This window comes from Amycolatopsis australiensis (assembly GCF_900119165.1).
Lineage (GTDB): Bacteria > Actinomycetota > Actinomycetes > Mycobacteriales > Pseudonocardiaceae > Amycolatopsis > Amycolatopsis australiensis.
Genome location: NZ_FPJG01000006.1, coordinates 1,660,894 through 1,676,422, shown reverse-complemented (window position 1 = coordinate 1,676,422; position 15,529 = coordinate 1,660,894). Strand labels below are relative to the sequence as shown.

Annotated in this window: 16 protein-coding genes; 14 read left to right on the top strand and 2 right to left on the bottom strand. The window is 71.2% G+C overall.

The genetic code is table 11. The annotated features are described in order from the left end of the window. Positions 1–127 precede the first annotated feature (127 nt). From BT341_RS09315 to BT341_RS09285, 7 genes are all read left to right on the top strand, one after another. Positions 128–1,567 (top strand): alpha,alpha-trehalose-phosphate synthase (UDP-forming), encoded by a 1,440-nt coding sequence (locus tag BT341_RS09315; RefSeq protein WP_072475890.1) that lies wholly within the window; start codon positions 128–130, stop codon positions 1,565–1,567. A 39-nt stretch (positions 1,568–1,606) separates the two neighbouring features. Further along, positions 1,607–4,138: a trehalose-phosphatase gene (gene otsB / locus BT341_RS09310; RefSeq protein WP_072475889.1), complete on the top strand. Its 2,532-nt coding sequence runs from the start codon at positions 1,607–1,609 to the stop codon at positions 4,136–4,138. An 88-nt stretch (positions 4,139–4,226) separates the two neighbouring features. Continuing rightward, complete coding sequence (locus BT341_RS09305) at positions 4,227–4,754, top strand: hypothetical protein (protein WP_072475888.1); 528 nt, start codon at positions 4,227–4,229, stop codon at positions 4,752–4,754. Positions 4,755–4,863: 109 nt separating this feature from the next. Then, positions 4,864–5,430, top strand: a complete 567-nt coding sequence (locus BT341_RS09300) for an ArsR/SmtB family transcription factor (RefSeq protein WP_072475887.1) — start codon at positions 4,864–4,866, stop codon at positions 5,428–5,430. 48 nt (positions 5,431–5,478) lie between these two features. After that, complete coding sequence (locus tag BT341_RS09295; RefSeq protein ID WP_072481866.1) at positions 5,479–6,744, top strand: alpha/beta hydrolase family protein; 1,266 nt, start codon at positions 5,479–5,481, stop codon at positions 6,742–6,744. A 52-nt stretch (positions 6,745–6,796) separates the two neighbouring features. Then, on the top strand, positions 6,797–7,390 hold the full coding sequence (locus BT341_RS09290) for an RNA polymerase sigma factor (RefSeq protein ID WP_072475886.1): 594 nt from the start codon (positions 6,797–6,799) through the stop codon (positions 7,388–7,390). Continuing rightward, complete coding sequence (locus BT341_RS09285; RefSeq protein ID WP_072475885.1) at positions 7,383–8,441, top strand: hypothetical protein; 1,059 nt, start codon at positions 7,383–7,385, stop codon at positions 8,439–8,441. Before BT341_RS09290 ends, BT341_RS09285 begins: the two co-directional genes overlap by 8 nt. Positions 8,442–8,535: 94 nt before the next feature. On the opposite strand, the gene radA is transcribed toward BT341_RS09285, so the two are convergent. Continuing rightward, a complete protein-coding gene (gene radA, locus BT341_RS09280; protein ID WP_072475884.1) occupies positions 8,536–9,894 on the bottom strand; it encodes a DNA repair protein RadA in 1,359 nt (452 codons plus the stop codon). Positions 9,895–9,954: 60 nt separating this feature from the next. Next, the gene (locus BT341_RS09275; protein ID WP_072475883.1) at positions 9,955–10,650 is read right to left on the bottom strand and encodes a copper chaperone PCu(A)C domain-containing protein; all 696 of its coding nucleotides are present in this window, start codon (positions 10,648–10,650) and stop codon (positions 9,955–9,957) included. A 274-nt stretch (positions 10,651–10,924) separates the two neighbouring features. Between BT341_RS09275 and BT341_RS09270 the strand changes: the two genes are divergently transcribed. Genes BT341_RS09270 through cysS form a run of 7 tightly spaced genes read left to right on the top strand, consistent with a single transcriptional unit; the run spans position 10,925 to position 15,519 of the window. Next, on the top strand, positions 10,925–11,416 hold the full coding sequence (locus BT341_RS09270) for a CarD family transcriptional regulator (protein WP_004559016.1): 492 nt from the start codon (positions 10,925–10,927) through the stop codon (positions 11,414–11,416). Between the two features lie 53 nt (positions 11,417–11,469). Beyond that, complete coding sequence (locus BT341_RS09265) at positions 11,470–12,084, top strand: IspD/TarI family cytidylyltransferase (protein WP_072475882.1); 615 nt, start codon at positions 11,470–11,472, stop codon at positions 12,082–12,084. Next, complete coding sequence (gene ispF / locus BT341_RS09260) at positions 12,081–12,548, top strand: 2-C-methyl-D-erythritol 2,4-cyclodiphosphate synthase (protein WP_072475881.1); 468 nt, start codon at positions 12,081–12,083, stop codon at positions 12,546–12,548. The genes BT341_RS09265 and ispF overlap by 4 nt, the downstream gene beginning before the upstream one ends. A 28-nt stretch (positions 12,549–12,576) precedes the next feature. Next, entirely contained in the window at positions 12,577–12,972 is a 396-nt protein-coding gene (locus tag BT341_RS09255; RefSeq protein WP_072475880.1) for a PPOX class F420-dependent oxidoreductase, read from the top strand. Between the two features lie 11 nt (positions 12,973–12,983). Then, positions 12,984–13,379: a PPOX class F420-dependent oxidoreductase gene (locus BT341_RS09250; RefSeq protein ID WP_072475879.1), complete on the top strand. Its 396-nt coding sequence runs from the start codon at positions 12,984–12,986 to the stop codon at positions 13,377–13,379. 21 nt (positions 13,380–13,400) lie between these two features. Continuing rightward, complete coding sequence (locus BT341_RS09245) at positions 13,401–14,087, top strand: HAD family hydrolase (protein ID WP_072475878.1); 687 nt, start codon at positions 13,401–13,403, stop codon at positions 14,085–14,087. A 43-nt stretch (positions 14,088–14,130) separates the two neighbouring features. Then, positions 14,131–15,519, top strand: coding sequence for a cysteine--tRNA ligase (gene cysS, locus BT341_RS09240; RefSeq protein ID WP_072475877.1), 1,389 nt, complete (start codon positions 14,131–14,133; stop codon positions 15,517–15,519). Positions 15,520–15,529: the final 10 nt, after the last annotated feature.

Sequence of the window (15,529 nt, the reverse complement as noted above, 5' to 3'; positions counted from 1 at the left end):
CGAAGTGCCTCCGTTGAGGGTGGCGGTGGGGGTATCGGTGGAGTAACTCGGCGGTCACCGGCTGTTCATCGCTCACGCGATAGGGTTTCACTCTGGGGCCGCGACCCAGGACGCGAGGAGCAGGCACGTGACTGAACGGGAGCAAGGAAACCAGGCCGATTTCGTCGTGGTGGCGAACCGGCTACCGGTCGACCTCGAACGCACGGCGGACGGCGAGCGCCGCTGGACGGCCAGCCCGGGCGGGCTCGTCTCCGCCCTGGAGCCGTTCCTGCGGTCGCGGAAGGGTGCCTGGGTGGGCTGGCCCGGCGTTCCCGACGTCGACGTGGACGAGTTCGACGACGACGGCCTCGTCCTGCACCCCGTCTCGCTCAGCGCCGACGAGGTCCGCGACTACTACGAAGGCTTCTCCAACGCGACGCTCTGGCCGCTCTACCACGACGTCGTCGAGCGCCCGGTGTTCGACCGCGCGTGGTGGAACAGCTACGTAAAGGTGAACCGCCGCTTCGCCCAGGCCAGCGCCGACGTCGCGGCGCCCGGCGCCACCGTGTGGATCCAGGACTACCAGCTGCAGCTGGTGCCGGCGATGCTGCGCGAGCTCAGACCGGACCTGCGCATCGGCTTCTTCCTGCACATCCCCTTCCCGCCGGTCGAGCTGTTCATGCAGATGCCGTGGCGCGCGGCGATCATCCGCGGCCTCACCGGCGCCGACCTCGTCGGGTTCCACCGGCCCGGCGGGGCGCAGAATTTCCTCTGGCTGTGCCGCCAGCTGATCGGCCTCGAGTCGACGCGCGGCGCGGTCGGCGTCCGGTCGCGGCCGGGCACCATGCAGGTCGGCGACCGGACCGTGCGGGTCGGCGCCTTCCCCATCTCGATCGACGCCGCCGGGCTCGACAGCCTCGCGCGCTCCAAGGGCGTCCAGGAGCGGGCCGCGCAGCTGCGGCGTGACCTGGGCAACCCGAAGACGGTCCTGCTGGGCGTCGACCGGCTCGACTACACCAAGGGCATCGACCTGCGGCTGCAGGCCCTGCACGAGCTGCTGCACGAGGGCAGGCTGCAGCCGGACGACGTCACGTTCGTCCAGCTGGCGACCCCCAGCCGCGAGCGCGTCGAGCACTACCAGCGGATGCGCGGCGAGATCGAGCAGATGGTCGGGCGGATCAACGGCGAGTTCTCCCGCGTCGGCCACCCCGTCGTGCACTACCTGCACCAGTCGGTCGACCGCACCGAGCTGGCCGCCTTCTTCTCCGCCGCCGACGTGATGGTCGTGACGCCGCTGCGTGACGGCATGAACCTCGTCTGCAAGGAGTACGTCGCCGCCCGGCACGACCTCGGGGGCGCTCTCGTGCTCAGCGAGTTCGCCGGCGCGGCCGCCGAGCTCTCTAGCGCATTCCTCGTGAACCCTCATGACCTGGACGGGGTGAAGGACGCCTTGGTGGCTGCCATTACGCTCGACCCGGCAGAGGGCCGTCGCCGGATGCGCGCCATGCGTCGCCAGGTCCTCACTCATGACGTTGACCGATGGGCGCGCTCGTTCCTGCAAGCGTTGGGTGCCGAAGCGGTCGACTGACACAGTCTTTGACCATGCACGAGCTCCTGAGGAGGAGTGTTGACTGCCGAGGCCCTGCCCGCCGAGCTACGGCGTGCGATCGTCCAGATCGCCCGTACTCCGCGTCTGCTGGTCGCCTGCGACTACGACGGCACGCTGGCACCCATCACGCTCAACCCGGACGAGGCACGCCCGCTGCCGGAGTCCGTCGGGGCCCTCAGATCGCTCGCCGGCCTGCACGAGACCACCACCGCGGTCATCTCCGGCCGCGCGCTGCGTGACCTCGCCACGCTCTCGCGGCTGCCGTCCGAGGTGAACCTCGTCGGCAGCCACGGCTCGGAGTTCGACATCGGCTTCATCCACGCCCTCGACGAGAAGGCGCGGGAGCTGCACCGGCGGCTGGAGGCCGAGCTCGAACAACTCGTCCTCGACGTGCCGGGCGTGTCGCTCGAGGTCAAGCCGGCCAGCATCGCGGTGCACGTGCGCCGCGCCGAGCACGAGGCGGGCCGCCGCGTGCTCGCGGCCGTCCACAACGGACCGTCCAAGTGGGAGGGCGTGTCGACCACCGACGGCAAGGAGGTGGTCGAGCTCGCGGTCGTCCAGACGGACAAGGGCCGCGCGCTCGACATCCTGCGCCACCAGGTCGGCGCCACCGCGGCCATCTTCCTCGGCGACGACGTCACCGACGAGAAGGCCTTCGCCCGGCTGTCCGGCCCGGACGTGGGCATCAAGGTCGGCGAGGGCGAAACCCTCGCCGGCTTCCGCGTGCCCGACACCGTGGACGTCGCGCTGGTGCTCGCGTTCATGCTGGAGGAGCGGCGCAACTGGCTCTACGGCGAGTCGGCGCCGCCGATCGAGCGGCTGTCGATGCTGGCCAACGAGCGGTCGGTCGCGCTGCTCACCCCGGACGCCAAGCTGACCTGGCTCTGCCACCCCGGCCCGGACGCGCCGGCGGTGTTCGCCGACCTGCTCGGCGGTGAGGGCGCGGGCCACTTCTCCATCAAGCCGCACCGCAACGGCCTCCCGCTCGGCCAGCGGTACCTGCCGAGCACGATGACGGTCGAGACGCGCTGGTCGCGGCTGCTCGTCACCGACTACCTCGAGCCGGAGAGCCCGCAGCACCGCACCGACCTGGTCCGCGTGATCTCCGGGGAGGCGCAGGCGGACGTCACGTTCGCGCCGCGGCCCGAGTTCGGCGGCGTGCCGGTGAAGCTGGAGGTCACCGAGGGCGGCGTGCGGGTGCTCGGCACGTCGGAGCCGTTCGTGCTGTACTCGCCGGGCGTCGAGTGGACCATCACCTCCGACGGCCTGCACGACACGGCGACCGCGCTGGTGCAGCCGACGCCGACCCGGCCGGTGGTGCTGGAGCTGCGCTGCGGCACGACCGACCTCGGCCCGCACGAACTGTCCGAAGTGGAACGCCGGGACCGCGCGGGCCGCTACTGGAGCGAGTGGACGTCGAAGCTGCAGCTGCCGAAGGTGCAGACCGACCTGGTACTGCGCTCGGCGCTGACCCTGCGCGGGCTGGTCAACACCGACACCGGCGGCGTGCTCGCGGCGGCGACGTCGTCGCTGCCGGAGGAGATCGGCGGCGTCCGCAACTGGGACTACCGCTACTGCTGGATCCGCGACGCGGCGATGACCGTGCGTGAGCTGGTGCACCTCGGGTCGCTCGAGGAGGCCGAGGGCTACCTGCGCTGGCTGCACGGCGTCCTGGCGACGCTGGCCGGCCCGGAGCGGCTGCACCCGCTGTACACGCTGGCGGGCAGCGTGATCGGTGCCGAAGCGGTCATCGAGTCCCTGCCCGGTTACGCCGGTTCGCGCCCGGTCCGCGTCGGCAACCTGGCGAACCACCAGGTCCAGCTGGACGTCTTCGGCCCGGTCGTCGAGCTGGTGCAGACGCTCGCGTCGGCGCGCGGCGAGCTGCGTGACGAGGACTGGCAGATGGTGCGCGCGATGGCCGAAGCCGTGACGCGCCGCTGGAACGAGCCGGACCACGGGATCTGGGAGGAGCGGCACGTGCCGCGCCACCGGGTCTACTCGCGCGTCATGTGCTGGGTGACGATCGACCGCGCGATCAAGCTGGGCGAGCAGTACGGCCGGGAGATCCCGGGCAACTGGCCCGGCCTGCGCGAGGAGATCAAGCACGACGTCCTCACGCACGGCTGGAACGACGAGGTCCAGGCGTTCACCACGGCCTACGACGGCACGGACCTGGACGCGGCGTCGCTGTTCGTCGGGCTGACCGGCCTGATCGACCCGGCCGACGAGCGCTTCCAGCAGACGGTGACCGCGATCGAGGCGGAACTGCGCAGCGGATCCACTGTGTACCGCTACCGCCGCGACGACGGCCTTCCCGGCGGCGAGGGCGGTTTCCACATCTGCGCGGCCTGGCTGATCGAGGCGTACCTGCTCACCGGGCGGCGCACCGAAGCGCAGGAGCTGTTCGACCAGATCGTCGCGGCGGCCGGCCCGACCGGTCTGCTGCCCGAGCAGTACGACCCGATCGCCGAACGGTCCCTCGGCAATCACCCGCAGGCCTATTCCCACATCGGGCTGATCCGCTGCGCCAACTTGCTGGCGGCGAGTTAGCCCTTTCGGTCCGAATCCGCCGTGAAGGCCACCACGAGGAACCCCGGGGTCCTTATGGTGGCCTTCACGGGTTTCGGAGGTGAGGTGGGTGCAGGACACGTTCGGGCAGGCCGAGTTCCTACCGCTGCCGCCCCGCTTCGCCGACCGCGTGCGGTGGGGCTCGGTGGTCGTCGGGTGCTCGATGATCGCCGGGATGGTGCTGCTGTTCGGCCTCACGACGTTCCTGCAGGGCGTCGTGCACGGCCACGCCTTCCCCGACACGCTGGCCGGGAAGGCCGCGACGGCGCTGCCGCCGCTGGGCGTGCTGGCGATCGCGGTGCTGGTGCTGGGCAGCCGCCGCTGCCTGCGCGGTGACTACCTGGTGGTCGCGAGCGCCGCGTCCGCCCGCAGCGCGCTGGTGGTCACCTACGTCCTGACGCTGGCGCTGATCCTCGGGTCGTTCGCGGTGCCGATCGTGTTCCGGGTGTGGCGCGAGGGACCGGAGTTCGAGGCGCCGGACCTGCTCACGACATTCTCGACGCTCGCCTTCGCCACCATGGGCTTCCTCGCGGGCATGTTCTACCTGCGGCCGACCGTGCGGACGCTGAGCAAGTTCAGCGACCACCCGATCTGGTGAACCACGCCTAAGGTCCACAGTAGACAGTCAGGTTCCGGCCGGGTACCCGTCCGCGCCGAGATGCAGAGTTTTCTTTGCATAATTTTCTCTGCACAGCTACGGTGGCCTCATGACCAGCGCTCCACCACCGGAAGAGCTCGATCCGGACGCCCTCAAGGCCGTCACGCACCCGCTGCGCCGCCGGATTCTCGGCGTGTTGTCGGCCGGACCGGCGACGGCCACGAAGCTCGCCAAGGAACTGGGCGAGAACACCGGGGCGACCAGCTACCACCTGCGTGAGCTGGCCCGGTTCGGGTTCGTCGAGGACGCTCCCGAGCTCGCGCGGGGCAAGGAACGGTGGTGGCGGACGCGGCCGCGGGACATCCGCTGGCCGCGCCGCAGCTCCCAAAGCGCCGAATCCCGGGTGCTGTTCGACGACATGCAGCGCCAGGGGTTCGAGGACGACCTCGAAAAGCTCAACCGGTTCGCGGACAAGCGCGACGAGCTGCCCGGCGACTGGCCGGACGCGCTGCTCTTCGCCCGCGGCGCCACCTGGCTCACCGCCGAGGAGCTGCAGCAGCTCCGGCACGACTACATGGAGCTGTTCCGCCGGTACTGGCGCACGGAGGAAGACCGGTCACCGGAAGCGCGGCGCGTGCTCGTGCGCTGGCTCGCGTTCCCTGATCCAGGGGAATGACATGACACCAGGGGGTTTCGGATGCGAAAAGTGGCTCTGCTGGCCGGGGTGATCCTGGCCGTCACGGCGCCGGCGCCACCGGCTTCGGCCGCGGACGGCGAAGTGACTTTCCAGAACGGCGGGGTGACCTTGCACGGCACCGTCGTCGCACCGCCCGGCGGTACGAAGCTGCCGGGCCTGGTGATGGTCCACGGCTCGGGGGCGCACAGCCGGGAGGACTACCGCGATCAGGCGGAAGCCTTTGCGCGGCAAGGGATCGCGACCCTCATCTACGACAAGCGCACCGAGGGGTATTCGCAGTTCTCGCGCTCCTACTCGACACTCGCCGACGACGCGCTGGCGGCGGTCGAGGCGTTGCGGAAACGGCCGGAGGTCGATCCGGCGCGGGTCGGCGTCTGGGGGTTGAGCGAAGGCGGCTGGGTGGCACCGCTGGCGGCTTCGCGGTCTTCGCACGTCGCTTTCGTGGTCACGCTCGGGGCGAACGGCGTCCAGCCGGCGCGGCAGCAGGCGTGGGCGGTCGAGAACCAGCTGCGGCGGCTGGGGATGGACGGTTCGCTCGTGCGGACGGCGTCGTCGACGATGTTGCGCCAGCTCGTCGGCGGCGGCGCGTTCCCGGAGCCGCGGTACGACCCGGTACCGGTGCTGAAGAGCCTGTGGCAGCCAGTGCTCGGCCTGTGGGGCGCGAAGGACGTCCTGACGCCGCCGGGTGAGGCCGTGCGGATCTTCCGCGACTCGCTGGCGCACCACACGCTGCGGGTCTTCCCGGACGCGCAGCACCAGCTGCGCCGGACGACGGACGGCTTCGACAAGCTGCCCGGCTACGCGCCGGGCTACCTCGAGCTGGTGGGCAGCTGGGTGAACCACCCGCCCACGACGTCGAGCGCCGACGCGCCGCCACCGCAGGACCGGCCGAGCGTGGCGGTGACCCCGCTCGCCTGGTACGAGCCGACGTGGCTGCAGCTGGCCGTTCTGGTGTTCCTGCTGGTGGCGTTCGCCTGGTACCCGCTGGTCCGGCGAGGCCCGTCGGCGCGCCCGGCCCGCTGGCTGACGGCGACCGGGCTGCTCGCCGTGCTGGGCTTCCTGGTCATCGACGTGGTGATCCAGCTCGGCATGGGCAAGGGGCTTGGCCCGGTGGTGGTGGGCCGTCCGCTGCCGTGGCTGGCGGTGCAGCTGCTCTCGCTGGGCGTGGTGGCCGCCACCATCGGCACGGCGGTGGCGTGGTGGCGGCACCGGAGCGCCCGGCTGGGCGTAGCGCTCGCCGGGGGCGTGGCGTTCGTGCCGTGGGCCGTCTACTGGGGCTTGCTGGGTCTCTAGCCGAGGTAGGTTCGCCCGTGAACGCTCGCGGCGCCTGCGGGCAACTGGGGGCATGCAGGTGATCCACGAGGGATCGGAGGTCGGCGGACCCGACCGCCCGGACCTGGGCGGACCCGAGCCCGGGCCGGCGTTCGGGCGGCTGTTCGACGCCCACGCCGCGGCGCTGCGCCGGTACCTCGCCCGGCGCGTCGGCCCCGAGCCGGCGAACGACCTCGTCGCCGAGACGTTCCTCGTCGCGTTGCGGCGCCGGGACAGCTACCGGCCGGAGCTCGGCACCGCACGGTCGTGGCTGTACGGCATCGCGACCAACCTGCTGCGTCACCACGTCCGGTCCGAGTTGCGGGCGCTGCAGGCCACCGCGCGGCTGGCCCGCACCGGCGACAACAGCCACGCCGGGCACGACGGCCGCGTCGCCGAGCAGGTCGATGCCCAGGTCCGCGCGGCCCAGCTCGCCGGGGCGCTGGCCAAGCTCAGCCCCGCCGACCGCGACACGCTCCTGCTCGTGTCGTGGGGCGGGCTGGAGCCGGCGGAGGTCGCCGAAGCGCTCGGCATCCCGCCGGGTACCGTCCGGTCCCGGCTGCACCGGATCAGACGCTGGCTCAGGACGAACGCCCCGGCTCAGGAGGAGGTGCGGGACCTTGCGTGAAGACAACGTCCGGAAGATCTGGTCCGACGCCGAACTCGACGCGGCGCTCGCGGACCTGCACGACGACGCCGGTGAAGACGACGGCCTCGCGTTCGCCCGCGCGTCCCTGATGACGGCGGCCGGAACCCCCGAGGCGCCGCCACAACGGCGCCGGCGCGGGAGCTGGCGCTGGATCGCGGTGGCCGCGGCGGTCGTCACGCTGGTGGGCGGGCTGGCGGTGGTGGTTTCGCTGCGTCCGCCGGCACCGGACCCGGCCGGGCCCGCCGTGCAGCCGGTGGAGCTCGACCGCCCGCTCGTGCCGGGTGAGTTCCACTACACGCAGAAGCTGGCCTGGGTGCTCCAGCCCGGAGTGGGCAGGAACTTCCGGCTGCAGCAGGAAGTGGAGCTGTGGATCCCGGCCGACCCGGCCGGCGTCTGGCACCGCCGTTCGAAGTGGACGGGCGCGATCCGCGACTGGAGCCCCGAGTGGGGACGGTACGAGATCAGCCGGGCGGCGTTCGACGAGTACGGCCCGGGAGGCGTCTTCCCCGGCCAGCCACCGGCGAACTGGCTGACCCCGGACGCGGCGTTCGTCGCCTCACTGACCCCGGACCGAGCACAGCTGGCGAAGGCGCTGAGCCGCGACATCCACACACCATCGGGAACACTCGCCGGCGCGGCGCTGGCTTCGGTGCGGAACGTGCTGGCCCTGGGCCTGGTCCGCTCGGACGTCCGGCTCGCGCTACGCGACACGCTGATCGCATTCCCGGGAGTCAAGGCCGAGCCATCCCTGACACCGGACGGCCGCCCGGCAACGGTGATCAGCGCGGCGGACACGGACAGACGCCTGTACCTGGACCCAGCAACGGCAAGACTGCTGGCGACAACGGACGGCGGGGCATCACCGGCGAACACGGAGGCCCCAGTGAGCACGTCCCCGATGCAACCAAGCTCAACATCAGAACCGAGGACGACGACGAACGCACCGGTCCCGGTGTTCCCGCCGCGACCGGAGAAGTTCACCGAGCCGGAGGCGGTGTATTCGTACGCGATCACCCGGTCCTCGGGCTGATCTGCAAGCTGGGCCGGAGTGCGCCGAAGAGCAAGGCCAGTACTTCCCCACAATCCCTCCCCCCGGCCCCGCCCCGGAGCGCCCGCAACCCAACTCACCGAGCGTGACCAGCCGCATTCAGCGCATCGGCGACGTTCGACACCTCCAAAACCCGGATGCCCGCCGGCGGCTTACCGGAATCCGGCGGCACGAGCGCGTGCGTGAAGCCGAGCCGGGCGGCCTCGGCCAGCCGCCGTCCCACGCTCGGCACCCGCCGGATCTCGCCCGCCAGCCCGACTTCCCCCACCGACACCAGCCGCGGCGACAACGCGACGTCACCGAACGAGGACGTCAACGCCAGCACCACCGCCAGGTCGATGCCCGGCTCGGTGATCTTCATGCCGCCGACTGTCGCCGTGTACACGTCCTTGTCGCCCAGCTTCAGCCCGCCGCGCTTCTCCAGCACGGCCAGGACCATCGCCACCCGCGCCGAGTCCAACCCGCTCACCGCCCGGCGCGGCTGCGGTGCCGACGTCGACGACACCAGCGCCTGGACCTCGCCCAGCAGCGGCCGCTTGCCCTCCAGCGACACCGTGATCGCCGTGCCCGGGACCGGTTCCGTCGTGCGGCTGATGAACAGCCCCGACGGGTCCGGCACCCCGACGATGCCCTCTTCCTGCAGCTCGAAGCAGCCGATCTCGTCGGCCGCGCCGAAGCGGTTCTTGATGCCGCGGACCATCCGCAGCGTCGAATGCTTGTCGCCCTCGAACTGCAGCACCACGTCCACCAGGTGCTCCAGCACGCGCGGGCCCGCCACCGTGCCGTCCTTCGTGACGTGCCCCACCAGCACCACCGGCAGCCCGCGCTCCTTGGCCAGCGCGACCAGCCCGGACGTCACCGCCCGGACCTGCGTCACCCCGCCCGGTGAGCCGTCGACCTGCGGGGACGCCATCGTCTGCACCGAGTCGACGATGAGCACGCCCGGCTTGACGTCGTCGACGTGCCCGAGGATGGCCGCGAGGTCACTCTCGGCGGCCAGGTACATCCGCTCGTGGACGTTGCCTGTTCGCTCGGCGCGCAACCGGACCTGGCCCGCGGACTCCTCGCCCGTGACGTACAGGGACCGGTCGACCGTCTTCGCCCACTGGTAGGCCACCTCGAGGAGCAGGGTCGACTTGCCGACACCCGGCTCGCCCGCGAGCAGCACGACCGCACCCGGCACCAGTCCGCCGCCGAGCACCCGGTCCAGCTCCGAGACGCCGGTGCGACGCGCCCGGGCCGCCTCGACGTCGACCTCGCCGATCGGCCGGGCCGGCGCGCTCGGCGCCCCGGCCGCCACGCGCTGGATCGCCGGCTTGACCGGCGCCCCGCGCTCCTCGAACGAGCCCCACTCCTGGCACTCCGGACATCGGCCCAGCCACTTGGCCGCTTCGTACCCGCAGCTCCCGCAGCGGTAGGTGGTCCCCTTCTTCACCCCGCGAGGCTATCGGCGACCACCGACAAAACCGGGGACGCCCGGCCCAGGCGCCGTGACCTACTGCTTGACGTGCGCCGGAGCCGCCACGGGCAGCTCGACGGTGACCGGTCCGGCGTTCTTGAACACGAATGTGACCTTGATGACCTGGCCCGGCCAGAGCGGCTGCTTCAGCGCGGGCAGCGTCACCGTGGCCTGGCCCACCTTCTCGGGCGCCGTCGGCGTCGCGGCCGGGCCGCTCGACGGGACCTCGGAAGTCGACGTCGCGGTCAGGTGGCCCGGGGTGTTGGTCTCGGACTTCGTCGGCGTCGCGCTCGCGCCGCTCGACGACGGGGCGGAAGCCGACGACGACGGCGCGGCCGGCGTCGTGGTCTTCACCTCGTTGGTGGACTCGACCGCGTCGTCCGGGCCGATCACCAGCGAGTGCGCGGCGACGACGTCCTTCGAGCCGGCGATGGTGGCCTGGCCGCCGTCCTCGGTCGTCACCGAGACGAGCGAGTCGTCCTGGGTGCCGATGTTCACGATGGTCAGCGCCAGCGCCGGGGTCGCGCCGGCCGGGTAGCCAGGGCCGGACGTCGGGTACTGCACCGCGGCGTCACGCAGCACGATGGTCTTGACCTGCGCGTACGTGCCGTTGACCGCGGGCTGCTGCGAGTCGGTCTGAGTGATCTGGCCGGCCCCGCACCCGGCGAGCACGAGCGCGGCACCGAGCGCCAGCACGCCCGCGCCGAGCACGCGACGATTCTGCAGCCTCACGTCGCAGTCCTTCCCTTTTCACGGCCTCGTCGCCCCGAAGACTAGCCGGGGGCGATCTCCGTGGCAGAACCGGTGTGCGTTGCGCCCAAGATCAACCGTCCACAAAGGAATCCGATGTGCCCGCCGACCCCGTCCCGGCCACCTGCGTGAGCACGGGCTCCGGACGTTTGTCAACCCCCGCTCAGGCCGCTGACCTGCGAGGACGAGTCCGGCCCGCTAGGTGGGCACTGGCGGACCGTGCTAGGATGGAGTCAGCGAAAGGGGCAGAGGACACATGGTTTTCAAGGTCGGAGAGACCGTCGTCTACCCGCACCACGGTGCCGCACTCATCGAAGCCATCGAGACCCGCGTGATCAAGGGCGAGGAAAAGAAGTACCTCGTCCTCAAGGTCGCGCAAGGGGATCTCACGGTTCGCGTGCCCGCTGACAACGCCGAGATCGTGGGCGTCCGCGATGTCGTCGGGCAAGAAGGACTGGACAAGGTCTTCGACGTTCTGCGTGCGCCGCACACCGAGGAGCCAACCAACTGGTCTCGTCGGTACAAGGCCAACCTCGAGAAGCTCGCCTCCGGCGATGTGAACAAGGTGGCCGAAGTGGTGCGCGACCTCTGGCGGCGAGAGAAGGACCGCGGGCTTTCGGCAGGCGAGAAGCGCATGCTCGCCAAGGCCCGGCAAATCCTGGTCAGCGAGCTCGCGCTCGCGGAGGGCACCGACGAGGACAAGGCCGAAGTCCTCCTTGACGAAGTTCTGGAAACCGCGACGGTCTGAGCCCAGGGCATCCTGCTCGACGGGCGGGCGGGTGCCTCTACGATCGCGAACCGATGAAGGTCGTCGCGATCGTGACCGTCGCACATCATGCCTCCGACGGGGAGCTCGCTCTCACGCCGGTCCATGGTGAGGCGCTGCTCACGCACACCGTGCGGGGGCTGCTCGGCGTGCCGGAAATCTCTTCGGTGCTCGTGGCGGCCCCCCAGCGGTGTGCGTCGTCGTTTTCCGAGGCACTCCGCGGCCTCGGCTGCCGGGTCGTCCCCGGCTCGCTCCGGCAGGCCTTCGCCGCCGTCGAGCCCGATCTTCCCCGTGACTCAGTTGTACTCCTCCACGACGCGCTGCGGGCCTTCATTCCTGCGGAAACAGTGCGTGATGTGATCAACGCCGTCAGTGACACCACTCCGGTCGTCGTGCCGGTCCTGCCGATGGCGGACACGGTGAAGGTGATCGACGAGGAGTCGCTGATCATCGGCACGCAGGACCGGACGCGCCTGCGCACCCTGCAGACGCCGGTCGGGTACGCGCTGGCGGCGTTCCGGCCGGACCTGGCCCCCACGGGCGCGGCGACGGTGCCGGGACATCCGGACGCGATGCGCGTGACGACGGGTTTCGAACTGTCCCTGGCCGAGGCGATCGCGGCGGCACCCAAGAACGAGGAGACGCTGTGAGGATCGGCAACGGGGTCGACGTCCACCCGGTCGAGCCGGGTCGTGAGTGCTGGATGGCGGGCCTGCGGTGGGAAGGCGTGGACGGCTGCGCGGGCCACTCGGACGGCGACGTGGCATCGCACGCCCTGTGCGACGCCCTGCTGTCGGCGGCGGGCCTGGGCGACCTCGGCGCGGTGTTCGGCACCGGCGACCCCCGGATGGACGGCGCCCACGGAGTGGACATGCTGGCCGAGGTCAGGGGCCTGATCGAGGCGGCGGGCTGGCGGGTGGCGAACGCGACGGTCCAGATCGTGGGCAACGCGCCCCGCGTGGGAAAGCGCCGCGAAGAGGCACAGAAGGTGCTGTCGGACGCCGTGGGCGGCCCGGTCAGCGTGTCCGGCACCACGTCCGACGGCCTCGGCCTCACCGGCCGCGGCGAAGGCATCGCCGCCTTCGCGACGGCCCTGCTCCTCGCCGCGGAATAGGCGCCCGCCGCCGCCGGTTCGGCGTGATATGTCCCTCACTCTCTCGGCCGGCGTCCGCGCACTCATCGACGGGAAGAACTTCGCCACCGTCGCCACCCTCGATCCCGATGGCGGGCCGCAGACCTCCGTCGTCTGGATCGGCCTCGACGACGGCGACCTCGTCTTCAGCGCCACCGAGGACCGCCGGAAGGTGCGGAACCTGCGCCGCGACCCGCGGCTCAGCGTCTCGATCACCGACGCGAGCGACCCGTACCGCCACACCCAGCTGCGCGGCACCGCCATCATCACGCCCGACCCCGGCAAGACGCTGCCCAAGATCCTGAGCCACAAGTACCTCGCCCAGGACCCGCCGCCGGAAGGGCCGGACGTCGAACGCGTCGTCGTGCGGCTGAAAGTCGAGAAGATCGCCGGCAACGTGAAATAGGGTCGGCGACCATGAGCGTGACATTCAACGACGCAACCAAGGCCCTCCTCGACGGCAAGAACTTCCCGGTCGTCGCCACCACCAACGCCGACGGCTCGCCGCAGAGCTCCGTCGTCTGGGCGCGTCGCGACGGCGACACCGTCGTCTTCGCCACCGTCCAGGGCCGCCGGAAGGAACGGAACCTCCGGCGCGACCCGCGTGTGTCCGTCTCGGTCTTCGACATGGCCGACCCCGAGAACTACGTCGAGATCCGCGGCCGCGCCGAGATCAGCGTCGAAGGCGGACGGGAGCTGATCGACGAGCTGTCCCGCAAGTACGTCGGCGAGGACTTCCCGCCCGAGCCGCCGGAGGTCGTGCGCGTGCTCGTGCGCGTCGTGCCCGAACACGTCACAGGGCATTCGGCCTGACCGTCCCGATAGGCTGAAACCATGACGATCAGGGCGGTGTTGTTCGACTTCTCCGGCACGCTTTTCCGGCTCGAGCAGGACGAGTCCTGGCTCGCCGAGCTGACCGACCACTCCGGCTCGCCGCTCGACATCGAGGCGCAGGCCGAGCTGATGCGCCGGATGACCGCCCCGGTCGGGCAGGTCGTGGAGCTCGACGCCGAGCACCTGCACGCGTGGCAGCACCGCGACCGCGACCCCGTGCTGCACCGCAAGGTCTACCTCGAGGTGCTGAAGAAGTCCGGCGTGCCACGGCCGGAGCAGGCCGAAGCGCTGTACGACCGGCTGATCGATCCCAGCCAGTGGACGCCGTACCCGGACACCGAGGCCGCGCTGAAGGCCGCCGCCGAGCGGGGGCTCAAGGTGGGTGTCCTGAGCAACATCGCCTTCGACATCCGGCCGGCCTTCACCGCGCGCGGGTGGGACGCCTACGTCGACGAGTTCGTGCTGTCCTTCGAGGTCGGCGCGGTCAAGCCGGAGCTGGAGATCTTCCGCAAGGCGGTCCAGGCCCTCGGCGTCCCGGCGACCGAGACGCTGATGGTCGGCGACAGCGAGGAGGCCGACGGCGGCGCCCGTGCGCTGGGCTGCGAGTTCGCGCTGGTGGACCCGCTGCCCACGGCCGACCGGCCGGACGCCCTGCTCACGGCGCTGCGCGGCTTCGGCGTGGCCTGAGGGCCAGAGACGTCGCTCACGCCCGACCCCGTACCCTTTGAGGGTGGCCCTTCACCTTTTCGACACAGCGACCCGGAGCGTACGGGAGTTCCACCCCGTCCGTAGCGGAACGGCGTCGATCTACGTGTGCGGTGCCACCGTGCAGGGCTTGCCGCACATCGGGCACGTCCGCGGCGTCGTGAACTACGACGTCCTGCGCCGCTGGCTCGTCCACAGTGGACTGGACGTGCTGCTGGTCCGCAACGTCACCGACATCGACGACAAGATCCTCACCAAGGCCGCCGAAGCGGGCCGCCCCTGGTGGGAGTGGGGCGCGACGCACGAGCGCGCCTTCGAGGCCGCGTACGAGCAGCTGGGCTGCCTGCCGCCGTCGATCAACCCGCGCGCGACCGGCCACATCACCCAGATGGTCGAGCTGATGGAACGCCTCATCGACAGTGGCCACGGCTACGTCGCGGACGGCGACGTCTACTTCTCGGTCAAGTCGTTCGACGACTACGGCCAGCTGTCCGGCCGGGTTCTCGAGGACGTCCAGCAGGGCGAGACACCGACCCGCGGCAAGCGCGACCCGCGTGACTTCACCATGTGGAAGAGCGCGAAGCCGGGCGAGCCGTCGTGGCCGACCCCGTGGGGCCGCGGCCGGCCGGGCTGGCACCTGGAGTGCTCGGCGATGGCGACGGCCTACCTCGGCGCGGAGTTCGACATCCACGGCGGCGGCATCGACCTGGCCTTCCCGCACCACGAGAACGAGCGCGCCCAGTCGAACGCGGCCGGCGACGCCTTCGCGCGGTTCTGGCTGCACAACGCGTGGGTGACCATGTCCGGCGAGAAGATGTCGAAATCGCTCGGCAACACCGTGTCGATCCCGGCGATGCTGGAGCGCTACCGGGCGCCGGAACTGCGGTACTACCTGGTCCAGCCGCACTACCGCTCGGTCATCGAGTACTCCGACGGCGCGGTCTCCGAGGCCGCGCAGGGCTACCGGCGGATCGAGACGTTCCTGCGCCGGGCCGCCGGCAGCGGCGAGGTCACGATCGGTTCGCTGCCCGCGGAGTTCGTCAAGGCGCTCGACGACGACCTGGCCACCCCGCAGGCGTTCGCCGTGGTCCACAACACGGTGCGGGACGGTAACGCCGCCCTCGACGCGGGCGACACCTCCAAGGCACTCGAATTCGCCGCGGCCGTCCGCGCGATGACCGACGTGCTCGGCCTCGACCCGCTGTCCGCGCGCTGGTCGGCGGCGGGCGGTTCCGACACGCCCACCAAGGAGGCGCTGTCCCGGCTCGTCGAAGGGCTGCTGGCCGAGCGCCAGCAGGCCAGGGCCGAGAAGGACTTCGCCCGCGCGGACGCCGCCCGGGACCGCCTCCAGCAGGCGGGCATCGTGGTGGAGGACACCCCCAACGGTCCGCAGTGGACTGTGAAGTCCGACTGAACCGCTTTCT